This is a genomic window from Sporichthya polymorpha DSM 43042 (assembly GCF_000384115.1).
GTDB lineage: Bacteria > Actinomycetota > Actinomycetes > Sporichthyales > Sporichthyaceae > Sporichthya > Sporichthya polymorpha.
In genome coordinates this window covers 2,976,987-2,996,762 of the sequence record NZ_KB913029.1, presented here as the reverse complement: position 1 = coordinate 2,996,762, position 19,776 = coordinate 2,976,987, and the positions used below count along the sequence as shown (strand labels likewise).

Sequence of the window (19,776 nt, the reverse complement as noted above, 5' to 3'; positions counted from 1 at the left end):
GAGCTGAGCGCGACACGCGCGGGAGATCGCCCGGCGTGACCTTTTCGCGCCTGGCTCGTTGCACTGATCACGATCGCCGGCAGCGACACCTCACGGTGACGCCCGGCGACCGGCGGCGAGAGCAGCTCGCGCGCCGCGCGCTCCGCGCGCGCAGGCGCTTCGGTGAGCGCCCGCCGCCGCAAGGAGGTGCCCGACCCCGTCCAAACCGGGGGCGGGCACCTCGTGCTTTGCGGTCCGGGCGACGGCCGGCTCAGGGCGCCGGGTCGGTCGTCGCCTGACCGCGGCGGGACGCGCCGCCGCCGTCGGCGGCGAGCCGGTGCAGGACCGTCACCAGGTGATCGATCTCGGCGCACGTGTTGTAGAACGCGAGCGACGGCCGGACCGTCGCCTCCAGGCCGTACCGACGCAGGATCGGCTGCGCGCAGTGGTGGCCCGACCGCACCGCGATGCCCTCGGCGTTCAGGGCGGAACCGACCTGCTCCGGGGTGTAACCGTCGAGTACGAACGACATCACGCTCGCCTTGTGCGGCGCCGTCCCGATCAGAGTCAGCCCGGGGACGTCCTTGAGCAGCCGCAGGCCGTACTCGAGCAGCGAGTGCTCGTAGGACGCGGCGTTCTCGAACCCGATGCGCTCCAGGTAGTCCAGCGCCGCACCGAGCCCGACCGCGTCGGCGATCGTGCCGGTGCCGGCCTCGAACTTCATCGGGGCGTGGTGGAACAGCGACCGCTCGAGCGTGACGTCGCGGATCATGTTGCCGCCGGTCTGGTACGCACCCATCTCCTCCGCGACGTCGTCACGGACGTAGAGCGCGCCGACGCCGGTCGGGGCGAAGATCTTGTGGCCCGAGAACGCGAAGAAGTCCGCGCCGAGGTCCTGAACGTTCACCCGCAGATGCGGCACCGACTGCGCACCGTCGACGAGCACCTTGGCTCCCGCGCGGTGGGCGAGTTCCGCGACCTCCTTGACGGGGACCACGGTGCCCAGCGCGTTCGAGACCTGCGTGATCGCGACGAGCTTGGTCCGGTCCGAGAGCAGATCGGTGTAACGGTCCATCAGAATCTGGCCGGCGGAGTCGACCGGGATCACCTTCAGCACGGCGCCGGTCTGCTTGACCAGCTCCTGCCACGGGACGATGTTCGCGTGGTGCTCCAGGTGGGAGATCACGATCTCGTCCCCGGCGCCGACGTGCCTGCGGCCCCAGGCCGCCGCGACCAGGTTGATGGCCTCGGTCGCCCCGCGGACGAACACGATCTCGTCGCTCGAGGAGGCCCCGAGGAACCGGGCCACCTTGTCGCGCGCGCCCTCGTACGCATCGGTCGACCGCGCCGCGAGCTCGTGCGCCGCCCGGTGGATGTTCGAGTTCTCGTGCGCGTAGAAGTACGCGAGCCGGTCGATGACCGCCTGCGGCTTCTGCGTCGTCGCCGCGTTGTCGAACCAGACCAACGGCCGGCCGTTCACGGTCTCGGACAGGATCGGGAAGTCCCGCCGGACCGCCTCGACGTCGAACTCGCCGTGGCCGGGGTGCGGGACCGGCCGACCACCCTCGGCCCGGGGCGCGGTGTACGCGAGCGGCGCACCGGCTGCCGACGGATAACCCGAGGCCTCGCCCAGGAACGAGTACGGCGTCGACGGCGCGGGAATCTCCGGCAAGGAAGGCACGACGACGTTCGTCGCGCCGAACGGCGAGGCGAACTCGGGAGCCGGCTCGAGGGCGTGCGGACGCCCGTCCCCGGCGCGCGAGTTCGGGGCGCGCCCGTCGGAGAGCTCGGGGGCCGGGAAGTCCGCCGAGCCCGGCGCGGCCGGGGTCTGCGGCTGGGCTTCCGACGCCGGGGCCGGGGCCGGCTGCCCGAGCGCCCGAGCGGCGAGGGCCGCGAGGCTCGGGACGTCCGGCAGGCCTGGGACCTCCACGTCGGTGTCCCCGAACGGGTTGCCCTGGCGGTGCACCGCGGAGTCGGCGTACTGCGTCCCACCGGTCGTCGAACCGCCCGTGGTGCCGGGCTTCGTCGCCGCCGGCGGGACGGACGCCATCGCACTGCCCGGTAACGCCGGACCACCGACGGGGACCGCCTCGACGGGCGGCGGGACCGGCGACAGCCACGGCGGGGTGTACTCCCCGTGCGCGAGCGGGACCGACGCGTACTGCGCGGCGCCGGTCGTCGAGGCACCACCCGCACCCGGCGGGTCCAGGCGCGGCGGGCTGGGCAGCCCGGCCGCGCTCGGGGTGTCCAACGCGGCCGGGGTCGGCCCGAGGGCGTTGACTTCTGACGGAGCCTCAGCCAGGAGGCCGTCCGGCGCACCGGGCGCTCCGGCGGTGCCGCCGAGTGCACCAAAGAACTCGGCGGCCATCCGGGTCAGCGTCGCCTCGTCGGGCAGGCCGGCCGGCACGGGACCGGGGAGATCCCCCAGACCGGCGGTCACTTCTTGGCGTACTTGTCGTCGTACGCGTGGTACTTGTCGACCGCGACGCCGTCGAGCACGCCGAGCGCGCTCTCGGTCAGAACCGCGAGCGAGCAGTACAGCGAGATCAGGTACGAGGCGATCGCGTCACGGGTGATGCCCATGAATCGCACCGACAGGCCCGGGCTCTGTTCGCCGGTGAGGCCTGGCTGATACAGCCCGACGACGCCCTGGCGCCGCTCACCCACTCGGAGCAGCAGGATCGAGCTCGTGCCGTCGGCCGCGATCGGCACCTTGTCCGACGGCACGAGCGGCAGGCCGCGCCACGTCAGGAACTGCGAGCCGAACATCGAGATCGTCGGCGAGTTCGTCCCGCGCCGGGTGCACTCACGCCCGAAGGCCGCGATCGTCCGCGGATGCGCGAGGAAGAACGACGGCTCCTTCCAGACCTTGACGAGCAGCTCGTCGAGGTCGTCGGGGGTCGGCGTCCCGTTCCGCGAGGTGATCCGCTGGTGCGGCGCACAGTTGGTGAGCAACCCGTAGTCCGGGTTGTTGATCAGCTCGCCCTCCTGGCGCTCCTTGATGGCCTCGATGGTGAGGCGGAGCTGCTCGGCGATCTGGTCGTACGGGCTCGAGTACAGGTCGGAGACGCGCGTGTGGACGTCCAGCACGGTCGCGACCGAGTTGAGGAAGTACTCCCGCGCGTTCTCGTCGTAGTCGACGAACGACTGCGGAAGCTCCGACTCGTCACGTCCGGGGCAGGCGACGTTGACGGTCTCGTCGGTGTTCCGGACGCGGTTGAGTCGGTAGATGCCCGCCTCGACCGGGACCCACTGCAGCAGGTGGACGAGCCACCGCGGCGTGATGAGGTCCATCTGCGCCGGCGTCTTGGTCGCATTCGCGAGCTGCCGAGCGGCGGAGTCGGAAAGGGCGCGGGGTTCGGACACCGCGGTCATCGGCAGGCTCCTGATCTCGACTCGGGTTCGGTGCGCCCCAAGATCATTCACCCGCATCAGGTCCGGACAAAAGAGCCGCACGGAAACGACTGCGTGAACTCCGCCGCCGCGATCCCGTTGACATGTGACCTTTTGGTTACCTATCTTCGAGCCATGGCCGACGACGAGTTGGGCAGCGTCTTCAAGGCGCTGGCCGACCCGACCCGGCGATTCCTGCTCGACCTCCTCTTCGCGCGCGACGGCCGCACGCTCACGGAGCTGGAGTCCGAGTTGGAGATGACGCGCTTCGGCGTCATGAAGCACCTCAAGGTGCTCGAGGACGCCAACCTCGTGGTGACGCGGCGCTCCGGCCGGGAAAAGCTGCACTTCCTCAACCCGGTGCCGATCCGTCAGATCCACGACCGCTGGATCGACAAGTTCACCAAGCAGAGCGTGACCGCGCTCCTCGACCTCAAGACCTCACTGGAGCGACCCACATGACCACTGCGACCGAGACGACCGGCGTCTTCAAGGTCTACATCCGCGCGACCCCGGAAGCGATCTGGACCGCGATCACCGACCCCGAGTGGAGCGTCAAGTACGGCTACGGGGGTTACGTCAGCTACGACCTTCAGCCCGGCGGCGCCTACTCCGTCCGGCCCGACGAGGAGATGCTCGCCGCCGGCAAGGAGATGGGCTTCGCGATCCCCGACGTCATCGTCGACGGCGAGGTGATCGAGGCCAACCCGTACACGCTGCTCAAGCAGAGCTGGCGCATGATCATGGACTCCACGACCCTCGACGAGGGCTTCACGACCCTCACCTACGAGATCGAGCAGCTCTCGGCGGGGTACTGCTCGCTCACGCTGATCCACGAGTGCCCGGCCCACCCGGCCACGCTGCGCATGGTGAGCGGCCTGAACGAGGCCCCGCCGGACCAGGGCGGCGGCGGCTGGCCCTGGGTCCTCTCCGACCTCAAGTCGCTGCTGGAGACCGGCTCCCGCATGTGAGGCCCAACTTCTGCGGCGTGGCGCGCCCTTCCCGTCCTCCGGATGGGCGCGCCGCGCCGCAGAAGTGCGTCCGGGGTCAGCGCACCGGGACGATGTCCGGGGCACCCATGCGGGCGGCGTCGGCGGTGTGATCGTCGGGTTGGTCCTGGGACTCGCGCTCGGCGGCCACCCGAGCGGCGTAGTACGCGACCTCGACCGCGGTCTGTTCCGGGGTCCAACCGAGGTCCGGCGCCATCAGGGCGGCACACTCCTCGGCGGCGCTCAGGCCGCGGTCGAAGGTCTCGACGGAGATCCGCGTCCGCCGGGTGAGGACGTCGTCGAGGTGACGCGCCCCCTCGTAGCGGACGGCGTGGACGACCTCGGCGCGCAGGTGCTCGTCGGCACCGCCGATCGGTTCAGCCAGCGACGGATCGGCGTCGGCGAGCGCGAGGACCGACAGAACGTCGGAGCCGTAGCGGCGCAGCAGGTGCTCGACGCGGGCCACGTGCAGGCCCGCCGCGGTCGCGATGCGCTCGCGGGAGTTCCACGCCGCCTGGTAGCCCGCGGCCCCGAGCAGCGGGATCCGCTCGGTGCACGACGGCGGCACGCGCTCGTCGAGGGCGTGCACCGCGGCGTCGACGGCGTCGCGGGCCATCACCCGGTAGGTCGTGTACTTGCCGCCGGCGACGACGACCAGGCCCGGCACCGGGTGCGCGACGACGTGCTCCCGCGACAGCGCGGAGGTGTTCTCCGACTCCCCCGACAGCAGCGGCCGCAGCCCGGCGTAGACACCCTGGACGTCGGCGCGCTGCAAGGGCGTCGTCAGCCACTTGTTGGCCTCGGCGAGCAGGTAGTCGATGTCGCCGCGACTGGCGGCCGGGTGGGCCTTGTCGAGGGCCCAGTCGGTGTCGGTCGTCCCGATGATCCAGTGCCGCTTCCACGGAATGATGAACAGGACGCTGTTCGCGGTGCGGGCGATGATCCCGGTCGAGGAGTGGATGCGGTCCCGCGGCACCACGAGGTGAACGCCCTTGGACGCGCGGACGTGGAACTGCCCGCGCTCTCCGACCATCGCCTGGGTCTCGTCGGTCCAGACCCCGGTGGCGTTGACGACCTGCTTGGCGCGGACCTTCCACTCCAACCCGGACTCGGTGTCGCGCACCCGGGCCCCGACGACCCGCTCCCCCTCGCGCAGGAAGCCGACGACCCGCACCCGTGACGCGCAGTGCGCGCCGTAGGCGGCCGCGGTCCGGACGAGGTTCACGACGTACCGGGCGTCGTCGACCTGGGCGTCCCAGTACTGGATGGCACCGACCAGCGCGTCGGACCGCAGTGACGGAGCCGCGCGCAGAGCCTGACGCCGCGTCAGGTGACGGTGCCGCGGGACGCCGGTCTCCCCCGGGGCGACGGCCGCCAGCGTGTCGTACAACGCGATGCCCGCGCCGACGTACGGCCGCTCCCAGTGCTTCGTCAGCGGGTACAGGAACGGCACCGGGCGCACGAGGTGCGGCGCGATCTCGGTGAGCAGCAGCGACCGCTCCAGCAGCGCCTCGCGCACCAGGCGGAAGTCGAGCATCTCCAGGTAGCGCAGCCCGCCGTGGATCAGCTTGCTCGAACGGCTCGACGTCCCGGCACCGAAGTCGCGCACGTCGACGAGCCCGACGTCGAGCCCGCGCGTGACCGCGTCCAGCGCCGTCCCCGCGCCGACGATGCCGGCCCCGACGACGAGCAGGTCCAGTTCCCGTCCGGCCAGCGCCGAGCAGGCCGCCGCGCGCTCGGCCGGCCCGAAAGTCGGAGTCCCCACCCGCTCAGCGTAGGCGGTGGACGGCCGCCACCGCGGAGGAGCACTCCGACGTTCCCAGCCGAAGGATCTAGCGTGGACGCCCATGACCCCCGAGCACGCCCGGACGCTGCGCGCGCTGCACCGTCCCGGCGACCCGCTCCTGCTCCCGAACGCCTGGGACGCGGACACGGCCCGACTGGTCGTCGAGGCGGGCTACCCCGCGGTCGCGACGAGCTCCGGGGCCGTCGCGGCCGCCCTCGGGTGCTCCGACCACGAGGCGGCCCCCGCCGACGCCATGCTCGACGCCGCCGGCCGGATCACGGCCGCGGTCGACGTCCCGGTCACCGTGGACGCCGAGGCCGGGTACGGGCTGGAGCCGGACGTCCTCGCCGACCGCCTGCTCACCCTCGGCGCCGCCGGGTGCAACCTCGAGGACACCGACCACAAGACCGGCACGCTGCGCCCGATCACCGAGCAGGCGGCGTTCCTGCGCGCCGTCCGCCGGACCGCCGGCCGGGCGCTCGTGCTCAACGCCCGAATCGACGTCTTCGTCGCGAGCTTCCCGGACCCCGGTGCGGACCAGGCCGAGTTCCTCGACGAGGCGCTCGACCGCGCGGCGGCCTACCTCGACGCCGGCGCGGACTGCGTGTACCCGATCCTCGTCCGGTCCGCCGACCTGGCGGCGCAGTTCGTCAGCGCCGTCGGCGCCCCGGTGAACCTGCTCGCGCACCCCATGACGTTCCCGCCGGACGCCGCCCGCGCCGCCGGCGCGGCCCGGATCTCCCTCGGTACCGGCCTGTGGCGGGCCCAGCGGCTCTGGCTCCGCGAGCAGCTCGGGGAGCTCCGCCTCGGCCGCTTGCCGAACTGATGCCGAGACCGACGCGGACCTGACCCGTCGTCAGGAAGTGACGACGACCTCGACGCGCTGAAACTCCTTGAGCTCGGAGTAGCCGGTGGTGGCCATGGCGCGGCGGAGAGCGCCGACGAGGTTCATCGAACCGTCGGGCTGACGGGCGGGGCCCTGGAGGATCTCCTCGAAGGTCCCGATGGTGCCGACGTGCATGCGGGTGCCGCGCGGGAGAGCGGCGTGGTGGGCCTCGGCGCCCCAGTGCCAGCCCTGCCCCGGGGCCTCGACGGCGCGGGCGAGCGGAGAGCCGATCATCACCGCGTCCGCGCCGAGCGCGAGCGCCTTGGTGATCTCGCCCGAGCTCGTCATGCCGCCGTCCGCGATGACGTGGACGTAGCGGCCGCCGGACTCGTCGAGGTAGTCGCGGCGGGCGGCGGCGACGTCGGCGATCGCGGACGCCATCGGCACCGAGATGCCGAGCACCTCCGCGGTCGTGTGCGCGGACCCGCCCCCGAAGCCGACGAGCACACCGGCGGCGCCGGTCCGCATCAGGTGCAGCGCGGCCTGGTAGGTCGCGCAGCCACCGACGATGACGGGCACGTCGAGCTCGTAGATGAACTGCTTGAGGTTCAGCGGCTCGGCCCGGTGCGAGACGTGCTCGGCCGAGACCGTCGTGCCGCGGATGACGAACAGGTCGACCCCGGCGTCGACGACCGCGCGCCAGTACTGCGCGGTGCGTTGCGGCGAGAGCGCGGCCGCGGTAGTGATGCCCGCGTCGCGCATCGTCTTGATGCGGGCGCCGATCAGCTCCTCCTTGATCGGCTCCGCGTAGATCTGCTGCAACCGCGCGGTCGCCGCGTGGTCGGGCAGCGAGACGATCTCGGCCAGCAGCGCGGCCGGGTCGTCGTACCGCGTCCACAGACCTTCGAGGTCGAGCACGGCGAGGCCGCCGAGGTTGCCGATCCCGATCGCGGTCTCCGGGGAGACCACCGAGTCCATCGGCGCGACCATGATCGGCAGGTCGAAGTGGTACGCGTCGATCTGCCAGGCGACCGAGACCTCTTCCGGATCACGGGTACGCCGGCTCGGCACGATCGCGACCTGGTCCAGGCCGTAGGCCACCCGGCCGCGCTTCCCGCGGCCGATCTCAATCTCAGTCACAGGTCACCGTGAGTGGTAGTTGGGAGCCTCGACGGTCATCTGCACGTCGTGGGCGTGGCTTTCCTTCAGACCGGCGGAGGTGATCCGCACGAACGTCCCGCGCTCGTGCAGCTCGGACACCGTACGCGCACCGACGTACCCCATCGACGTCCGCAGGCCACCGGCGAGCTGGTGCACGACGGCCTCGAGCGGGCCGCGGTAGGGCACCTGGCCCTCGACGCCCTCGGGGACGAGCTTGTCGTCGGAGTGCACGTCGTCCTGGAAGTACCGGTCCTTCGAGTAGGACCGAGTCGCGCCGCGCGTCTGCATGGCGCCGAGCGACCCCATGCCGCGGTAGGACTTGTACTGCTTGCCGTTGATGAACAGCAGCTCGCCGGGGCTCTCCTCGACACCCGCGAGCAGGCTCCCGAGCATCACGGTGTCGGCGCCGGCCACCATCGCCTTGGCGATGTCGCCGGAGTACTGGAGGCCACCGTCGCCGATCAGCGGCACGCCCGCCGGCCGGGCGGCGAGCGAGGCCTCGTAGATCGCGGTCACCTGCGGGACGCCGATGCCGGCGACGACGCGGGTCGTGCAGATCGAACCCGGGCCGATGCCGACCTTGATGCCGTCCGCACCGGCGTCGATGAGCGCCTGCGCACCCTCGCGGGTGGCGACGTTGCCGCCGACGACGTCGATCTCCGTGCCGTTCGCGTCGAGCTCGCGGCGCAGCCGGGCGACCATCTCCAGGACCGCGCGGGAGTGCCCGTGCGCCGAGTCCACGACGAGGAGGTCGACGCCGGCCTCGACGAGCGCCATCGCGCGCTTGTACGAGTCCTCACCGACACCCACCGCGGCCCCGACGACGAGGCGGCCGGAGGCGTCCTTCGTGGCGTGCGGGTACTTCTCGGTCTTCGCGAAGTCCTTGACGGTGATCAGGCCCTTGAGGCGACCGGAGTCGTCGATCAGCGGGAGCTTCTCGATCTTGTGCTCGCGCAGCAGCGCGAACGCCTCCTGCCGATCGGTCCCGACTGGGGCCGTGATCAGCGGGGCCTTCGTCATCACATCGCGGACGATGCGCGAGGAGTCGCTCTCGAACCGGATGTCGCGGTTGGTCACGATGCCGAGCAGCACGCCGTCCCCGTCGACGACGGGGACGCCGGAGATGCGGTACCGGCCGCACAGCACGTCGACGTCACCGATCGTGGCGTCCGGGCTGATCGTGATCGGCTGCGCGACCATGCCGGCCTCGGAGCGCTTCACGACGTCGACCTGCTCGGCCTGATCGCTGATCGAGAGGTTGCGGTGCAGCACGCCGACGCCGCCCTGACGGGCCATCGCGATCGCCATGCGCGCCTCGGTGACGGTGTCCATCGCCGAGGAGATCAGCGGCACCTTGAGCGAGATCCGCCGCGAGAGCCGACTGGTGGTGTCGACGTCGTTCGGCAGGACGTCGGAGGCACCGGGCAGGAGCAGGACGTCGTCGAAGGTGAGGCCCAAGCGCGCGAACTTGGCCGGGTACTGCGTCGAGGGGTCCGAGGGGGAGGTCACGTGGTGGGCACCTTCTCACTCGCAGCGGGGAGTGCCCTTCATGCTACCCGCGCGGATTTGTCCGCCCGGCCGCGCGCGGTGTGCCCTGCCTTACGGGCTACTTACTTGTCCCCGCCGAGGATCTCGTCGAGGATCGGCGCCCACGTCGGCGCGCGCATCTCCTCGATCGGGAGGTCCGGCAGCGGCTCGAGCTTCTGCTCGGCGCGGTCGGCGACCTTGTCCTTGGCCTGCTTCAGGTCGTCCTTCGGGGACGTCGGCAGCTTGTCGGTCGGGTTCACCCGCGGATCGAGGACCTCGCTCGGCTTCTTGTCCGGCGTGAACATGCCCTCGCCCGGAACGACGTCGACGCGGTCGCCGCCCTCGGACTCCGGCGCCGCGACGGCCTCGTCGGACTCGTCGGAAAATGCCTGGTGCCAGCGGTCGCGCAGCTCGATCAGGTTGGCGCGCAGCGACGAGAACTTCTGCGGGTCCCCGGCGCCCTCGATGCCCGTCCGGGCCTTCTCCAACAGCTCACGGGCCTCGCGCAGGTCGTGGTCGGCCAGCGCCTTGTCGGCGTCGGTGAGCATGCGCGAGATCCGCTCGGAGTCCGAGCGCTGCGGCGTGACCTGCTCGGTCACCGAGCCGACGACACGGCGGATGTTCTCCAGCGGGCCACCGTCGCCGGTGACCGCGGCGGACACCCCGCCGAGCCCGAGGACGAGCGAACCGACGGTGACGACCGCGGCCGCCCGGTGAGCGACGAGGAACCTCGCGCGGCCCGCACTCCGGCGCGGCAGGACGAGCGGCTCGGCGATCGGGGGCGCCGGCACGAGGGCAGGTCCGGCGGCGAAGATCTCCTCGGCGTACGCCGGGGTCTCCTCGAGCAGAGTCGTGAGCGGGCCGGGGCGGGCGTCGATCTCGCTGACGTAGGCCGCGAGAAGCCCCGCGATGGGGTCGTCCGCAGTGTCGACGCGCTGCCGGGCACCCAGGGCGTCGAGCAACAGGTCGTCGGCGTGCAGAGCCGCGAACTTCAGTTCCTCGGACATCAGGCCGTGGCCTCCTCAGCGGCGTTGGCGGCTTCCTCGGCCGCCAGGGCGCGCAGTCGGTTGAGGGCGCGGTGCTGAGCGACCCGGACGGCGCCGGGCGTCATCCCGAGCGCACGGCCGGTCTCCTCGGCGGAGAGTCCCACCGCGACGCGCAGCACGAGCAGTTCCTGGAGGTTCTCGGGCAGGCGCGAGAGCAGGTCGCGGGCGTGGGCGGCGTCGGCGGCCGCCAGCGCCGCCTCCTCGGGCCCGAGCGCGGTGTCGGTGCGCTCGGGAACGTCGGCCGTGGGGGTGGCGGCACGCATCGCGGCCCGCTGGACGTCGGCGACCTTGCGTGCGGCGATGCCGAAGACGAAGGCCTCGAACGGGCGGCCCTCGTCCCGGTAGCGCGGCAGTGCGGTCAGCACGGCGATGCAAGCCTCCTGTGCCGCGTCGTCCGCGGCGTACTCGGCGCCGGGCAGGCGACCGAGTCGTCCCCTGCAGTACCGGAGCACCATCGGGCGGATCGTCGCGAGCAGCGCGTCCATGGCGCCGCGGTCTCCCGCAATGGCGGCCGCTGCCAGGTCGCGCAGATCGATCCGATCCGTCCGACTTCCCATCGGATCCGGATCGGACGGCGTTACGCCGGCGACCGCCATGTGACCATTTTGCTACCTCACGAGCCCTCGGCGCAGCGCGATGGCCACAGCGTGGGCCCGATCCGCGGCCCCGAGCTTGCGGAAAAGCCTTCTGGCGTGCGTCTTCACGGTGTCCTCGGACAAATAAAGTCCGCGGCCGATCTCCGCGTTGGACTGCCCCTCGCACATCCCGGCGAGGACCTCCAGCTCACGTTCCGTCAACGCCGGTGGCGGACTGTGATCACCGTCGCTGTCCGTCCCGCTGCCGTTGCTGTGCGGCTCGGTCAATGCCTGGCCGACCGCGACCCGCACCTCGGCCCGCGTGGCGTCCTTCCGCAGATAGCCGCGGGCCCCCGCGGCCACCGCCGCGACGACCGTGGCGTCCGGGTCCTCGGGCCGCGTCAGCAGCAGCACGCGCGCGGAGGGATCGGCCGCGCGGATCCGGCGCACCGCACCCGCTCCCCCGCGCTGTGTCAGCGCCGCGTCCACGAGGACGAGGTCCGGCGGCTGCGCCCGGACGTGCTCGATCGCCTCGTCCTCGGTGGCCGCCATGACCACCTTCTCCACACCCTGAACCCCGTTCACCGCGCGCCGCAGCTGCTCGCGGATCAGCGGGGAACCGTCACACACCAGGACCGTCGACATGGCACCTCCTCGGCGGAACGTATCGCCCGCTTCCCCCGGGACACGGGCTATTGCGCCATTCCGGTTAAGGGGTGTTTCGCGCTCCGCCATCGAGGATCGGGACAACTCCGGGTGAATCCGGACAAACTCGCGTCTGGAATCGGGAGAGTCCGGACTTAACGCAGGCGACCCGGCCCCCGTGCGGGGACCGGGTCGTGGCTGGTGCGTGGGTGGTGCCTGACGGTGCGTCGATCAGTGGCCGTGACCGTGGCCGTGGCCACCGGCGTCGGGGGCCTCCTCGGCCGGCTTCTCCGCGACGAGGGTCTCGGTCGTCAGCAGCATGCTGGCGATCGAGGCGGCGTTCTGGACCGCGGAGCGGGTGACCTTGACCGGGTCGATGACGCCCTGCGCGACCAGGTCGCCGTACTCGCCGGTGGCGGCGTTGAAGCCCTTGCCGGACTCCCGGACCTTGGCGACGACGACGTAGCCCTCGAAGCCGGCGTTCTCGGCGATCCAGCGCAGCGGCTCGTCGACCGCGCGGCGGACCACCTGGACGCCGGTGGCCTCGTCACCGGTCAGGCCGAGGTTGTCGTCGAGCACCGTGGATGCGGTCACCAGGGCCGCGCCACCGCCGGAGATGATGCCCTCCTCGATCGCGGCGCGCGTCGCGGAGACGGCGTCCTCGATGCGGTGCTTGCGCTCCTTGAGCTCGACCTCGGTGGCCGCGCCGACCTTGACGACGCAGACGCCGCCGGCGAGCTTCGCGAGGCGCTCCTGGAGCTTCTCGCGGTCCCAGTCGGAGTCGGTGTTCTCGATCTCCGCACGGATCTGCGAGACCCGGGCGGCGATGTCGTCCTGGTTGCCCTGACCCTCGACGATCGTGGTGTCCTCCTTGGTCACCACGACGCGGCGGGCCTGGCCGAGCACCTCGAGGCCGACCTGGTCCAGCTTGAGCCCGAGCTCGGGGCTGACGACCTCGGCGCCGGTGAGCACCGCGATGTCCTCGAGCATCGCCTTGCGGCGGTCACCGAAACCGGGGGCCTTGACGGCGACCGAGGTGAACGTGCCGCGGATCTTGTTGACGACGAGCGTCGACAGGGCCTCGCCCTCGACGTCCTCGGCCACGATCACCAGCGGCTTACCGGCCTGCGCGACCTTCTCGAGGATCGGGAGCAGGTCCGCGATCGAGGAGATCTTGCCGGAGTTCAGCAGGATGTAAGCGTCCTCGAGGACGGTCTCCATGCGCTCCGCGTCGGTGACGAAGTACGGCGACAGGTAGCCCTTGTCGAACTGCATGCCCTCGGTGAACTCGAGGTCCACGCCCATCGTGTTCGACTCCTCGACGGTGATGACACCGTCCTTGCCGACCTTGTCGAACGCGTCGGCGATCAGGTCACCGACGCTGCGGTCCTGCGCGGAGATCGTGGCCACGTTGGCCATGTCGTCGCGGGTGTCGACGCTGCGCGAGTTCTCGAGCAGACGCTCCGAGAGCGCCTTCGTCGCCGCGTCGATGCCCTTCTTCAGGCTCATCGGGTTCACGCCGGCCGCGACCGTGCGCAGGCCCTCGTGCACCATCGCCTGCGCGAGCACGGTCGCCGTGGTCGTGCCGTCGCCGGCCACGTCGTTGGTCTTGGTGGCGACCTCCTTGGCGAGCTGCGCGCCGAGGTTCTCCCACGGGTCGTCGAGCTCGACCTCACGCGCGACGGTGACGCCGTCGTTGGTGATCGTCGGAGCGCCGAACTTCTTGTCGATGACGACGTTGCGGCCCTTCGGGCCGAGCGTCACCTTGACGGCGTTGGCGAGGGCGTCAACGCCCCGTTCGAGGCTGCGGCGTGCGGCCTCGTCGTACTGCAGGATCTTCGGCATCGCCGGGACTGTCCCCTCTGACTACGTCTGGCTCTGGTGATCGAACGGACCGACCGTCCGACACGACCGCCCCGGGGCCCGGTGTGACGGGCCGACCGGGGCGGACGGGTGTTCGGCGGACTGCTTGCTGCGACTACTTGCTGATCTTCGCGAGCAGGTCGCGCGCGGAGAGGATCAGGTACTCCTCGCCGCCGTACTTGACCTCGGTGCCGCCGTACTTGCTGTAGAGCACGACGTCGCCGACCGCGACATCGAGCGGAAGGCGCTGGCCCTCCTCGAAACGACCCGGGCCGACCGCGATGACCTCGCCCTCCTGGGGCTTCTCCTTGGCGGTGTCCGGGATGACGAGACCCGAAGCGGTCGTGGTCTCAGCCTCGAGCGGCTTGACGACGACGCGGTCCTCGAGCGGAGTGATCTTGGTGGTCATTCCTGCTGACCTTCCCCTTCTTACGAACGTGGGGTCACCTGAATGCGAATGGGTGTCCAGTGGACGCGTTCCGGACTGCCGTCGCGGGGGTCAGGCCGGGGTGCGAGTGTGTTGGCAGACTCCAGGGGAGAGTGCCAACGCAGACCCTATGCAAGCGTTAGCACTCAGTCAACTTGAGTGCCAACAGTCGGGGGGCTTCGCCCCCCGACGGCCCCCCGAAAAGCATCGCGGCTGCTCGCCCAGGCGCGAAAGGCTGGCGGGGGGCTTCGCCCCCCGCACCCCCTCGCGGACGACGGAGGTTCTGTGGACCTAGCGGTGTTCCGGGCGCTGCAGGGCTCGGACGGGGCGACGGTGCTCGCGGAGCTGGCGGGGGCGGGGCCGCTCGACGACGCCGCGGCGCTGCGGCTCGGGACCCGGCTGCGGCGGGAGCATCCGGCCGAGTTCGTCGCGGCGGCGCTGACCCAGGCGCGGCTGCGCGAGCGGGCCGTCGCGAAGTTCGGGCCGGCCGCGGCGCGGATGTGGTTCACCCCCGCCGGGCTGGAGCAGGCCACCCACCCGGTCGTCGCCGCACACCGTGCGGCCCGCGTCGCCGCCGCGCTCGGCCCCGGGGCGCCGGTGTTCGACCTCTGCTGCGGGATCGGGACCGACTCGCTCGCTCTGCGCGCCGCCGGGCTGACCGTCACCGCCGTCGACGCCGACACCCTCACCGCCGCGGTGGCGGCGGCCAACCTCACCCTCGGCTCCCCCGGCACTGGAGATGACATCTCCACTGCCGGGGTCGTGGTGGGAGACGTCCGGGAGGTCGACCTCGGGGGCGCGGCGGTGTTCGTGGATCCGGCCCGGCGCGCGGCGCGGGGCCGCGTGTTCGATCCGGACGCGTACTCGCCACCGTGGTCGTTCGTGCGGGAGCTGCTGCGGCGGCCGGCGACGGTGGCGAAGGTGGCCCCCGGCATCCCCCACAACCTGCCCGAGCCGGGCGTCGCGATCGAGTGGGTGTCCCTGCGCGGCGAGGTGAAGGAGGCCGCGCTGTACTCCCCGGGCCTCGCGGCCGGCCTGGCCGACGGCGCGCGGCGGCGCGCGACGCTCCTGCCGGGAGGGCAGACGCTGAGCGCGGCCGGGCCCGACAGCGAGGAGGAGCCACCGCCGGTCGGCGACCCCGGTCGGTTCCTGTACGAACCCGACGGGGCGGTGATCCGCGCCCACCTGGTCGGCGCCGTCGTCGAGGCGGTCGACGGCCGGCTGCTGGACCCGACGATCGCCTACGTCACCGCGGACACCCACGTGCCCACGCCGTTCGCGACCGCGTACGAGGTCACCGACGTCCTGCCGTTCTCGGTGTCCCGGCTGCGCGCGGTGCTGCGCGAGCGCGGGGTGGGTGTCGTGGTCGTGAAGAAGCGCGGGGTGGACGTCCTGCCCGAGCAGTTGCGCCGCGACCTGCTGCGGGGCGCGCGCGGCTCCGCCGAGGCGACCGTGGTGGTCACCCGGCACGGCAGGGGCCGGATCGCCCTGCTGGTGCGCCCGGTCAGTCCGCCGCTATCGGATCCAGCACCCGGCGCATGATCAGCGCCGCGACGCCGTCGGCGTAGTAGCGCGGCCGTTCGGCGATGCGCTCGAAGGCGCGCTTGGAGTACAACCGGATCGCGGCCGGGTTGTCGGCGCGCACCTCGAGCAGGACCTCGGAGCAGCCGCGGTTCTGAGCCTCCGCCAGCAGAGCGTCGAGCAGGAGGGCTCCGAGTCCGCTGCCCTGCTGGTCCCGGCGGACTGCCACGGTCTGGACGTCACCGGTGCCGTCGATCGCGGCCAACCCGACGTAGCCGACGATCTCCTCGCCCTCCACCGCCGCCCGGTACCAACGGGTCTCGGGGATGCCGGCGAGCTCACCCCAGAACGTCTCCGCCGACCAGGCGTCGACCCCGAACAGGTCGGCCTCGATCGCGGTGAGCGTCTCCACGTCCCACCAGCGGATCGGCCCCAGGTCCGCCACGGGGACCTCAGCCCCCGACGCGCTTGCGGGCCCCGGGTTCGACGGCGTCCGGCTTGCGCAGGTACAGCGGCTCCAGCGGGAGCGTCTCGCGACCGGCGGCGAGGTGCTCGGCGACGATCGCGGCCAGGTCGGCCGGGTCGGGGTACAGCGGCGGGCGCGCGCCGGGGAACGCCTCCGGGTAGAGCACGCCGCCCTCGCCCACCACCGGGCCGGAGTAGGGCACCTCACCCGGCTTGTCGACCGCCGGGCCGGAGACCCGCTGCCCGTCGGCGTAGCCGGCCCAGTAGACCTCCTTGCGCCGGGCGTCCGTGGCGACGACGAACTCGCCGTCGACGATGCGGGCGGCCGCACGGGCGAGGACGTCGAGCGAGCAGATCCCGTACGCCGGGACGCCGAGCGCGTGCGAGAGGGCGCGGGCCGTCATCAGACCGACGCGTAGCCCCGTGTACGGCCCGGGGCCGACGCCCGCAGCGACCCCGTCGAGCTGACGGGGCTTCACACCAGCCCGGGTCAGGACGGCCTCGACGTGGACGGCGAGCAGCTCGTTGTGCCGCCGGGCGTCGACGACGGATTCCGCCGCGAGGGTCTCCCCGTCCCGCCAGAGCGCGACCGAGACCGCGGGGGTCGAGGTGTCCAGAGCCAGCAGCAGCACGCGCGCAAGCGTAGGTCAGGCTCCGGAGGGCACGCACAGCGCCGCCGCGAGGTCGGTCCCGGCCCACCGGTCGCCCACCGCGGTGACGGTCACCGTGCGGATTGCGGCGCTCGGGTCGTCAGGGTCCGCCCCGGGCGGCGGCTCGGCCTGCCGCGTGAGCACGATCTCCAGCCGGTCGGCGGAGAGGTCCTCGACCAGCCCCGCACCCCACTCGACGACCGTGACCGAGTCCGCCAGCGAGTACTCCAGGTCGAGGTCCGCGACTTCGAGGGCGTCGGCCATCCGGTACGTGTCGACGTGGACGAGCGCGGGGCCGGCCCCGTCGGCCGGGTGCACCCGGGAGATGACGAACGTCGGCGACGCCACCCGACCCCGGACACCGAGCGCGGCACCGAGGCCCTGCGTCAGCGTCGTCTTGCCCGCGCCGAGGTCGCCGGTGAGAACGAGGAGATCCCCCGCGCGCAGCACGGACGCCAGCCGCGCGCCGAGCGCCTGCATGTCGGCGGCGGTCGGGATCTCCAGCACCAAGGGGGAGGTCATGACGACGATCCTGACGCAGGCTTGCGCCGCTTGCCCGTCGGGGCGGCGGTCAGGCGCACGCGCTCCAGCAACCGGCGCAGCGCGGCGTTGACCTCCTCGGGATCCTCGAGCTGGACGAGGTGACCGGAGTGCGGCAGCACCAGCAGCTCCGCCTCCGGGAGGATCCGTGCCATGGCCCGGCTGTGGTCCGCGGGCGTGAGCATGTCCCGCTCGGCCGCGACGATCAGCGTGGGGCACGTCTGCAGCACCGGGAGCGCGGCCTCCTTGTCGTGCCGGTCGAACTCGGCGAAGAACTCGGCGAAGACGTCCAGCGGCGTGGACGACAGCAGCCGACCGGCGAACCGCACCAGCGACGTGGGGACGTCGGCGCGCCCGAACGACAGCCGGCGCGTGATCATCAGCCCGATCCCGCGGTCGGCCTTCATCCCGCGGCGCACGGCGAGCGGGTGGGTGGCGACGCGGTTGACGACGGTCGGCGCGACCGGCCACATCCGCTGCACGAGCGCGGCGGGCAGGCCGAGGGTCATCTCCGCGAGCCGGCCCGGCGAGGTGGTGAGCAGCGCGACGCCGACGATCCGGTCACCGAAGAGCTTCGGGTGAGCGTCGGCGTAGCCCATGACGACCATCCCGCCGAGCGAGTGCCCGACGAGGACCACAGGACCCTGCGGGGCCACAGCCTGCAGGACCGCGTGGAGGTCGTCGGCAAGTTGCTCGATCGTGGCGTGCTCGGGAGCCCCGCGCCCGGACCGGCCGTGCGCGCGCTGGTCGTAGAAGACCAGCCGGCCCAGGTCGCGCAGGTCGCGACGTTGGAAGTGCCAGCAGTCCATCGGCAGGCAGAAGCCAGGGAGGAAGACGATCGTCGGGGCGCCGACGGGAGCGCCGTCCGGCTCCTCGACCTCGACGACGAGTTCGACCCCGTCGTTCGCGGTCACGAGAATCGGGTCGGTGTGCAGCGCGCCGAACGGCTCCTTGCGCAACGGGTCCGGGCGGGCGGCGGCGCGCGCCCGGGCGTAGCGCCGGGCCCCGGCCGTGGCGAGAGCGCCGCCGGCCATCAGACCCGCACTGACCGCCCAGCGCAAGGCACCTGACCCCGCGTCAGCTGCTGCTTCGGTGACTCCGAACGGTTCGGCCGAACTCATGCGCCGGTGTACACCCGCGGAATTCGCGCCCCGATGCCGGTGACGACCTCGTAGGTGATGGTGCCGATCGTGTCGGCCCATTCCTGCACCGTGGGTTCACCGCCGTCGCCGGGGCCGAACACGAGCACCTCGTCGCCGGCGGTCACGTCGAGGTCCCCGAGGTCGAGCACGACCTGGTCCATGCAGACGCGACCGGCGATCGTGACGCGCCGTCCGCCGACCAGCATCGGGCCACGGCTGCTCGCCGTCCGCGGGATGCCGTCGGCGTAGCCGATCGGCACGATGCCGAGTCGGGTCGGCCGGTCGGTGACGTAGGTGTGGCCGTAGGAGACGCCCTGGCCCGCCGGGACCGCCTTGGTGAGCAGCAGGCGCGCGGCGAGCGTCATCGCCGGCCGGAGGCCGTAGTGCGCGGAGTCGCCGAGTTCCGGGATCGGTGAGAACCCGTAGGCCGCGATGCCGGGGCGGACCAGGTCGAAGTGGGCCTCGGGCACGTTCACGACACCGGCGGAGTTCGCGAGGTGGCGCACCTCCGGCCGGACGCCCGCCCGCTCGGCCGCGGCGACGGCCGCGGTGAACGCCTCGACCTGAGCCGCGATGCTCGGGTGCCCGGGCTCGTCGGCGCACGCGAGGTGGGACCAGATGCCGACGACCTGCACACGGCCGGCCGCCTGCTCCTTGAGGGCGGCGCCGACGACGTCGTCCCAGTCGGCCGCCGTGGCGCCCCCGCGGCCGAGGCCGCTGTCGATCTTCAGGTGGAGTCGGGCCGTGCGCCCCGCGGCCTCGGCGGCGGCGGCGACCTGCTCGACGGCCCAGACCGCGTTCGCGGACAGGTCGACGTCGGCGGCAACCGCGGGCGCCAGGTCAGCGCCCGGCGCGATCAGCCAGCACAGCACCCGGGCGTCGTCGGGGCCGATCCCGGCCGCCCGCAGACCGACGGCCTCCTCCAGCACCGCCGCCCCGAGCCAGGTCGCGCCGCCGGCGATCGCCGCCCGGGCGACGGGGACCATGCCGTGGCCGTAGCCGTCAGCCTTGACCACGACCATGACCTCGGCCGCGCCCGCGTGACCACGGAGCGCGACGACGTTCGAGCGCACGGCGGCCAGGTCGACGCGCGCCTGCGCGTTCCCCAGGGGCGGGCTGGAATCGCTCATCGCTCCCCATCCTTGCACCGCGACACGCCGGGTGCCGCGCACCGGGCGTACGCACCGGACAAACGCGCCGGGGACGAACGGGACACCGGGCCGCATCCCCGGACAGAAACG

Annotated in this window: 19 protein-coding genes; 4 read left to right on the top strand and 15 right to left on the bottom strand. The window is 72.4% G+C overall.

Annotated features, from left to right (window positions below; genetic code table 11):
- Positions 1-250 precede the first annotated feature (250 nt).
- Entirely contained in the window at positions 251-2,419 is a 2,169-nt protein-coding gene (locus SPOPO_RS0114680; protein WP_019875608.1) for a family 2A encapsulin nanocompartment cargo protein cysteine desulfurase, read from the bottom strand.
- The gene (locus tag SPOPO_RS0114675; protein ID WP_019875606.1) at positions 2,416-3,354 is read right to left on the bottom strand and encodes a family 2A encapsulin nanocompartment shell protein; all 939 of its coding nucleotides are present in this window, start codon (positions 3,352-3,354) and stop codon (positions 2,416-2,418) included. Before SPOPO_RS0114675 ends, SPOPO_RS0114680 begins: the two co-directional genes overlap by 4 nt.
- Before the next feature lie 153 nt (positions 3,355-3,507).
- On the opposite strand from SPOPO_RS0114675, the gene SPOPO_RS0114670 reads away from it, so the two are divergent.
- Both SPOPO_RS0114670 and SPOPO_RS0114665 read left to right on the top strand, forming a co-directional pair.
- Positions 3,508-3,834, top strand: a complete 327-nt coding sequence (locus SPOPO_RS0114670; RefSeq protein ID WP_019875605.1) for an ArsR/SmtB family transcription factor — start codon at positions 3,508-3,510, stop codon at positions 3,832-3,834.
- On the top strand, positions 3,831-4,343 hold the full coding sequence (locus tag SPOPO_RS0114665) for an SRPBCC domain-containing protein (protein ID WP_019875604.1): 513 nt from the start codon (positions 3,831-3,833) through the stop codon (positions 4,341-4,343). The genes SPOPO_RS0114670 and SPOPO_RS0114665 overlap by 4 nt, the downstream gene beginning before the upstream one ends.
- Before the next feature lie 76 nt (positions 4,344-4,419).
- On the opposite strand, the gene SPOPO_RS0114660 is transcribed toward SPOPO_RS0114665, so the two are convergent.
- On the bottom strand, positions 4,420-6,126 hold the full coding sequence (locus SPOPO_RS0114660; RefSeq protein ID WP_019875603.1) for a glycerol-3-phosphate dehydrogenase/oxidase: 1,707 nt from the start codon (positions 6,124-6,126) through the stop codon (positions 4,420-4,422).
- An 82-nt stretch (positions 6,127-6,208) separates the two neighbouring features.
- On the opposite strand from SPOPO_RS0114660, the gene SPOPO_RS0114655 reads away from it, so the two are divergent.
- A complete protein-coding gene (locus SPOPO_RS0114655) occupies positions 6,209-6,973 on the top strand; it encodes an isocitrate lyase/PEP mutase family protein (protein WP_019875602.1) in 765 nt (254 codons plus the stop codon).
- 30 nt (positions 6,974-7,003) lie between these two features.
- On the opposite strand, the gene SPOPO_RS0114650 is transcribed toward SPOPO_RS0114655, so the two are convergent.
- The 7 genes from SPOPO_RS0114650 to groES all read right to left on the bottom strand — a co-directional run bounded on the left by SPOPO_RS0114650 (position 7,004) and on the right by groES (position 14,199).
- A complete protein-coding gene (locus SPOPO_RS0114650) occupies positions 7,004-8,113 on the bottom strand; it encodes a GuaB3 family IMP dehydrogenase-related protein (protein WP_019875601.1) in 1,110 nt (369 codons plus the stop codon).
- Between the two features lie 3 nt (positions 8,114-8,116).
- The gene (guaB, locus tag SPOPO_RS0114645) at positions 8,117-9,643 is read right to left on the bottom strand and encodes an IMP dehydrogenase (RefSeq protein WP_019875600.1); all 1,527 of its coding nucleotides are present in this window, start codon (positions 9,641-9,643) and stop codon (positions 8,117-8,119) included.
- 101 nt (positions 9,644-9,744) lie between these two features.
- Complete coding sequence (locus SPOPO_RS0114640) at positions 9,745-10,668, bottom strand: hypothetical protein (RefSeq protein ID WP_019875599.1); 924 nt, start codon at positions 10,666-10,668, stop codon at positions 9,745-9,747.
- Complete coding sequence (shbA, locus tag SPOPO_RS29675; RefSeq protein WP_051098594.1) at positions 10,668-11,264, bottom strand: RNA polymerase sigma factor ShbA; 597 nt, start codon at positions 11,262-11,264, stop codon at positions 10,668-10,670. Before shbA ends, SPOPO_RS0114640 begins: the two co-directional genes overlap by 1 nt.
- 51 nt (positions 11,265-11,315) lie before the next feature.
- The gene (locus tag SPOPO_RS0114630) at positions 11,316-11,927 is read right to left on the bottom strand and encodes a response regulator transcription factor (protein WP_019875597.1); all 612 of its coding nucleotides are present in this window, start codon (positions 11,925-11,927) and stop codon (positions 11,316-11,318) included.
- A 231-nt stretch (positions 11,928-12,158) separates the two neighbouring features.
- Positions 12,159-13,772: a chaperonin GroEL gene (gene groL, locus SPOPO_RS0114625; RefSeq protein WP_019875596.1), complete on the bottom strand. Its 1,614-nt coding sequence runs from the start codon at positions 13,770-13,772 to the stop codon at positions 12,159-12,161.
- A gap of 133 nt (positions 13,773-13,905) precedes the next feature.
- A complete protein-coding gene (gene groES, locus SPOPO_RS0114620; protein WP_019875595.1) occupies positions 13,906-14,199 on the bottom strand; it encodes a co-chaperone GroES in 294 nt (97 codons plus the stop codon).
- A 303-nt stretch (positions 14,200-14,502) separates the two neighbouring features.
- Between groES and SPOPO_RS0114615 the strand changes: the two genes are divergently transcribed.
- Positions 14,503-15,759: a THUMP-like domain-containing protein gene (locus SPOPO_RS0114615; protein ID WP_028984792.1), complete on the top strand. Its 1,257-nt coding sequence runs from the start codon at positions 14,503-14,505 to the stop codon at positions 15,757-15,759.
- On the opposite strand, the gene rimI is transcribed toward SPOPO_RS0114615, so the two are convergent.
- The 5 genes from rimI to alr are packed head-to-tail and all read right to left on the bottom strand — an operon-like array spanning position 15,722 to position 19,665.
- Positions 15,722-16,183: a ribosomal protein S18-alanine N-acetyltransferase gene (gene rimI / locus SPOPO_RS0114610; protein WP_019875593.1), complete on the bottom strand. Its 462-nt coding sequence runs from the start codon at positions 16,181-16,183 to the stop codon at positions 15,722-15,724. The genes SPOPO_RS0114615 and rimI overlap by 38 nt on opposite strands.
- A 7-nt stretch (positions 16,184-16,190) precedes the next feature.
- Positions 16,191-16,835, bottom strand: coding sequence for a tRNA (adenosine(37)-N6)-threonylcarbamoyltransferase complex dimerization subunit type 1 TsaB (tsaB, locus tag SPOPO_RS0114605; RefSeq protein WP_019875591.1), 645 nt, complete (start codon positions 16,833-16,835; stop codon positions 16,191-16,193).
- Between the two features lie 15 nt (positions 16,836-16,850).
- Positions 16,851-17,375 carry a tRNA (adenosine(37)-N6)-threonylcarbamoyltransferase complex ATPase subunit type 1 TsaE gene (gene tsaE / locus SPOPO_RS0114600; RefSeq protein ID WP_019875590.1) on the bottom strand — a complete coding sequence of 175 codons (525 nt, stop codon included), beginning with the start codon at positions 17,373-17,375 and terminating at the stop codon, positions 16,851-16,853.
- Positions 17,372-18,514: an alpha/beta fold hydrolase gene (locus SPOPO_RS29670; RefSeq protein WP_084671109.1), complete on the bottom strand. Its 1,143-nt coding sequence runs from the start codon at positions 18,512-18,514 to the stop codon at positions 17,372-17,374. Before SPOPO_RS29670 ends, tsaE begins: the two co-directional genes overlap by 4 nt.
- A complete protein-coding gene (gene alr, locus SPOPO_RS0114590; protein WP_019875587.1) occupies positions 18,511-19,665 on the bottom strand; it encodes an alanine racemase in 1,155 nt (384 codons plus the stop codon). Before alr ends, SPOPO_RS29670 begins: the two co-directional genes overlap by 4 nt.
- Positions 19,666-19,776 lie beyond the last annotated feature (111 nt).

What these genes read in the sequence shown, in the direction of transcription:
- SPOPO_RS0114675 (WP_019875606.1), bottom strand. Translation starts at nt 3,354, where the DNA reads ATGACCGCGGTGTCCGAACCCCGCGCCCTTTCCGACTCCGCCGCTCGG.
- SPOPO_RS0114670 (WP_019875605.1), top strand. Translation starts at nt 3,508, where the DNA reads ATGGCCGACGACGAGTTGGGCAGCGTCTTCAAGGCGCTGGCCGACCCG.
- SPOPO_RS0114665 (WP_019875604.1), top strand. Translation starts at nt 3,831, where the DNA reads ATGACCACTGCGACCGAGACGACCGGCGTCTTCAAGGTCTACATCCGC.
- SPOPO_RS0114655 (WP_019875602.1), top strand. Translation starts at nt 6,209, where the DNA reads ATGACCCCCGAGCACGCCCGGACGCTGCGCGCGCTGCACCGTCCCGGC.
- SPOPO_RS0114640 (WP_019875599.1), bottom strand. Translation starts at nt 10,668, where the DNA reads ATGTCCGAGGAACTGAAGTTCGCGGCTCTGCACGCCGACGACCTGTTG.
- shbA (WP_051098594.1), bottom strand. Translation starts at nt 11,264, where the DNA reads ATGGGAAGTCGGACGGATCGGATCGATCTGCGCGACCTGGCAGCGGCC.
- SPOPO_RS0114630 (WP_019875597.1), bottom strand. Translation starts at nt 11,927, where the DNA reads ATGTCGACGGTCCTGGTGTGTGACGGTTCCCCGCTGATCCGCGAGCAG.
- groL (WP_019875596.1), bottom strand. Translation starts at nt 13,772, where the DNA reads ATGCCGAAGATCCTGCAGTACGACGAGGCCGCACGCCGCAGCCTCGAA.
- groES (WP_019875595.1), bottom strand. Translation starts at nt 14,199, where the DNA reads ATGACCACCAAGATCACTCCGCTCGAGGACCGCGTCGTCGTCAAGCCG.
- tsaE (WP_019875590.1), bottom strand. Translation starts at nt 17,375, where the DNA reads ATGACCTCCCCCTTGGTGCTGGAGATCCCGACCGCCGCCGACATGCAG.
- SPOPO_RS29670 (WP_084671109.1), bottom strand. Translation starts at nt 18,514, where the DNA reads ATGAGTTCGGCCGAACCGTTCGGAGTCACCGAAGCAGCAGCTGACGCG.
- alr (WP_019875587.1), bottom strand. Translation starts at nt 19,665, where the DNA reads ATGAGCGATTCCAGCCCGCCCCTGGGGAACGCGCAGGCGCGCGTCGAC.